This window comes from Falsiroseomonas oryziterrae, assembly GCF_021864505.1.
Classification (GTDB): Bacteria; Pseudomonadota; Alphaproteobacteria; order Acetobacterales; family Acetobacteraceae; genus Falsiroseomonas; species Falsiroseomonas oryziterrae.
The window spans coordinates 1-2752 of record NZ_JAKJIB010000437.1 but is presented as its reverse complement, the minus strand read 5'-3'; the positions used below and the strand labels follow the sequence as shown (position 1 = coordinate 2752).

Here is a 2752-nt window from a genome sequence, read left to right as displayed (position 1 = left end):
CCGTCCCGCCCCCGTCCCGCCACGCCTCGGCGCGCTGCGCCGGGACCCGGCCGGGCGGCACCGGCCCGCTGAACATCAGCTCCGCCGCGACGGATTCGACACGCCGTCCGAAGGCGCCCGCGGCGCCGGCGGGGGCGGACGGCAACTCGACCCCTTCCGCGCCGAAGCTGAACGCCAGCGCCGCCTCCTCCTCGGTGGCGGAGGCGCTGCCCGCCAGGGACAGCCGCGCGCTGCGCAGCTCGAAGCCGCCCAGCGGCGAGCCGATCCGCAGCCGCTCCGCGCTTGCCTCGAGCGAGCTGGGCGGCGTGCCGCGCTGCAGCGGCAGCACCGCCTGGAGCGCATCCGCCGTGAAGGGCAGCTCCGCGGCGCCCAGCCGGAGGCGCTGCTGGCCCGGCAGCTCCACGACCAGGCGATCGAGACGCGGCAGCGCCACGCGCAGCACCAGCCGGTCGGTCGAGAAGGTCATGCCGCCGGGCAGCGTCGCCGTCGCGCCCTCCAGCCGGACGCGATCCAGCGTCAGCGTCGCCGCCAGCGGCCATCCGCCGCGCACCGGCGGCGCGGTGTCGACCCGCCAGCCCTGGCTGCGGCGGAGCGCGGCCCAGTCGCGCCAGCCTGCCTCCAGCTCCGCAGCCATGGTGCGCCACAGGAGCGTGTGGCCGCCTCCCAGGGCGAGGAGGGTCGCCAGCCCGGCCAGCAGCAGGTTGCGGCGCAGGCGGCGAGGGGGCTTCCGGTCCATCGGAGGGAAGCCTATAGCCGCCGCGCCCCCGCCCGTGCACCCGCCAGCCCGCCACCACCATCCGAAGCCCGGCGACCCGCCGCTTGCGCCCTGCGGGCACATGTGGGTCTTCGCCTATGGCTCGCTGATCTGGCGTCCCGGCTTCGCCCATGCCGGGCGGCACCGTGCGCTCCTGCGAGGCTGGCACCGCAGCTTCTGCCTCTGGTCGCACCGCTACCGCGGCACGCCGGACGTGCCCGGGCTCGTGCTCGGCCTCGATCGGGGCGGCGCGTGCCATGGCGTCGCGTTCCGCGTGCCGGGCGACCACGCGGCCGAGGTGCTGCGCTATCTCGACGACCGCGAACTGCCGGATGGGGCGGAGGTGGTGTACCATCGGCGCCTCGTCCCCGCGCGGATCCTCGACACCCCCGGCCTCGTCGTGCCCGCGGTGACCTACGTCGTGAACCGCGCCAGCCGGAACTACGTGCCGCGCCTGCCGGCGGAGCGCGCGGCCTCCGTGATCGCGGCAGGCGTGGGCCAGATGGGCGCCAACCGCGACTACCTGCTCAACACGCTCAGCCACCTGCAGGAGCTCGGCGTGCGGGACGCCGGGCTGGAACGGATCGCCGCCCTCCTGCCGGCGGGCCTGGACGCCTGATCCGCCCATCGTCCACAGGGGGCGCCGCGCGTATCGGCGGCCGGCGTCACCGTTCCGGTTTGCGCTGGATCAAGGCGCCGCGCGGCCCCTGGCCGCTATGCTGTTCTTAGCACGATCAATCACTTGCGCTGGTCCGATCCCTGACGGGAATGGCCCACAGGGGCGTGTGCACCGCAGAATAGCGTGTCACGTCAACTGCTTGCGAGATGCGGCTGCGGACTCGTGCGAAGCGTCAATCCACACGCTTATCCACAGCGGGCCCAGCGCCCGCGAGCAGCCTGGCCGTCTCGCCCTCGATGGCCGCCTCAAGCGCGGGAAGCAGCTTCGCCCGCGGCAGCCCCGGGTGCAGCGGCTCGAGCACCGACACGTGGATGATGCCCGGCCGCTTGCGGAAGGCGCGGCGGCCCCAGATGCGCCCGCTGTCGGTCGCCACCGGGATCACGGGCGCAGAGCCGATGCCGGCGATCGCCACCACGCCCGGCTGGTAGGGCACGCGCTCACCGGGCGCGCTTCGCGTGCCCTCGGGGAAGATCACCACCTGTCGGCCCGCCTCGAGCGCCGTCGCCGCCGCGCGCAGCATCCCCCGCAGCGCCGCGCCGCCGCCCGAGCGGTCCACCGGGATCATGCCGACCCTGCGCGCGAACCAGCCATAGAGCGGGATGGCCAGCAGTTCCTTCTTGAGAACATAGGCGGCGTCCTCGACGAGGGTCAGCCAGACGATCGTGTCGAAGGCCGACTGGTGCTTGGAAGCGATCACCGCCGCGCCGCGCGGGATCCGCTCCGCGCCCAGCAGCACGACGCGCACGCCGCAGGTCGCGCGCAGCCAGCCGAGCACCAACCGCGCCCAGAGCCGCATCGCCGCCACCGCGAAGCGGCGCGGCAGCGCGAGCAGCGGCAGGCACAGGATCGCCATGACCGCGGTCAGGGAGAAGAAGCCGGCGTTGAACAGCGCCGAGCGCAGCACGGTCATCGTCTCGCGGAGTCCCTCGCGGGCACCAGCGCCGACAATCCGGTCAGCGCCAGCCCGAGCTTCAGATATTCGCCGATCAGCAACCGCGCCACGCGCGGCCGTGGCACCTCGCCGGCCTCGAGCTGCGAGGGGCCCACCGGTTGCGCCAGCAGCTCCACCTCGGGCAGCGCGCGACGCAGTTCCACGAGCGCACGCGGCATGTGGTAGCCGGCAGTGACCACGCGCAGCGTTCGCATGCCGTGCAGCCGTGCCCAGGCCGCGGTTTCCGCCGCGTTGCCGACGGTCGTCGCCGCTGCGCGGCCGAGCGTCACGCGGGTGCCGGGCGTCACGCGACCGCCGGGCGTGCCCGGCTCGCGTCCCTGCGCGCGCAGGATCCCGCCCAGCGTCGCCCCGGGCGCCACGCCGGAGA

At 74.9% G+C, this 2752-nt stretch carries 4 protein-coding genes; 1 reads left to right on the top strand and 3 read right to left on the bottom strand.

What is annotated here, in order from left to right; genetic code table 11:
• Positions 1-736: DUF2125 domain-containing protein (locus L2I40_RS21555; protein WP_237217281.1), on the bottom strand; the 736-nt coding region annotated here is incomplete at its 3' end.
• Between the two features lie 34 nt (positions 737-770).
• Here L2I40_RS21555 and L2I40_RS21550 point away from each other — a divergent pair.
• A complete protein-coding gene (locus tag L2I40_RS21550; RefSeq protein WP_237217279.1) occupies positions 771-1373 on the top strand; it encodes a gamma-glutamylcyclotransferase in 603 nt (200 codons plus the stop codon).
• A 232-nt stretch (positions 1374-1605) separates the two neighbouring features.
• Here the strand turns inward: L2I40_RS21550 and L2I40_RS21545 are convergent, their stop codons facing one another.
• Together L2I40_RS21545 and L2I40_RS21540 are read right to left on the bottom strand one after the other, a co-directional pair.
• Positions 1606-2343: a lysophospholipid acyltransferase family protein gene (locus tag L2I40_RS21545; RefSeq protein ID WP_237217277.1), complete on the bottom strand. Its 738-nt coding sequence runs from the start codon at positions 2341-2343 to the stop codon at positions 1606-1608.
• Positions 2340-2752 (bottom strand): YdcF family protein (locus tag L2I40_RS21540; protein ID WP_237217276.1); only part of this gene is annotated, 413 nt, incomplete at its 5' end. The genes L2I40_RS21540 and L2I40_RS21545, both read right to left, overlap by 4 nt.